The following is a 1,044-nucleotide window of genomic DNA, read 5'->3' as shown; positions in this document are numbered from 1 at the left end:
GACCGGGTGCGGGGGTGTTCTCGGGGGTGTGGCCGGCGTCTTCGCGGAGGACGCCGATGATCTCGCGGAGGCGGTCGGTGGCGTCGGCGGCGCCGGTGCGCAGTTCGGCGGCGGCGGCGCGGTGCCGGTCGTCGAGTCCGGGGGCGACCTGGAGGGCGCCGGCGCGGACGGCGATGAGGGCGAGTTCGTGGCCGAGGGAGTCGTGCATGTCCTGGGCGATGCGGGCGCGTTCGCGGAGGCGTTCGCGTTCGGCGATGATGCGCTGCTGGTGTTCGAGGCGTTCGGCGCGTTCCCATCCGGCGTGCAGGAGTTCCTGGTGCTGGCGCCAGTAGCGGCCGATGAGCCAGGGCAGGACGCCGAGGAGGACGAGCCAGACGGTGGAGGGGAACCATGTCGTGACGGCGAGGCCGCGGGCGACCGACAGGAGGGTGCCGGCGATGAGGACGGCGGTGAGTCCCCAGAGGACGGGTTGCGCGCGGCGGGTTCGCAGGCCGGTCAGGTAGGACATGACGGGCATGGCGAACACGAAGTTGCCGTGGACGGCGGTGAGCGAGATCGCGGTGAGCAGCGCGGCGGTGGGCCAGGTGCGGGAGACCGCGATGGCGGCGGCGAGGACGCCGAGGCCGGCCGTTTCCAGCCACCAGGAGGCCCGGCCGGGTTCGAGCGGGATGATGACGCCGATGACGACGGGGAACGCCAGGACGGTGCAGAGGGCGGCGTCCTTGAGCAGGGCGGCGCGGGTGGGGCGGCGGACCGCGGCGCGCAGCGCGGACGGGCGCAGCGCCCGCCCGGTGCGGGCGGCCGTGCGGGCGATGGCGGCGGCCCTGTTGGTGGCGAGCCTGGTGGTGGCGAGCGTGTGCGCCCTGGCGCTGGCGGCGGTGCGGCGTGTCCCGGCGCCGCGGCCGCCGGGGTGGGGGTGGCCCGGGTGGTCGGTGGCCGCGGAGTCGTTCACGGGCACCACGCTACTGGCCGGTGAAATGCGGTGTTACTGCTGTCTCTTATACACCTCTGACGCTGCCGAGGCTCGCATAAGTGTAGATTTCG

General features: G+C 73.9%; 1 protein-coding gene. It reads right to left on the bottom strand.

Going from position 1 to position 1,044, the window contains the following annotated elements:
• The coding region (locus E1284_RS43545) for a histidine kinase (protein ID WP_243715070.1) at nucleotides 1-952 on the bottom strand (952 nt) is incomplete at its 3' end.
• Between the last annotated feature and the right edge of the window lie 92 nt (nucleotides 953-1,044).

Origin of the sequence: Actinomadura bangladeshensis (assembly GCF_004348335.1) — a bacterium.
Classification (GTDB): Bacteria; Actinomycetota; Actinomycetes; order Streptosporangiales; family Streptosporangiaceae; genus Spirillospora; species Spirillospora bangladeshensis.
This window is presented reverse-complemented; position numbering and strand designations above follow the sequence as displayed.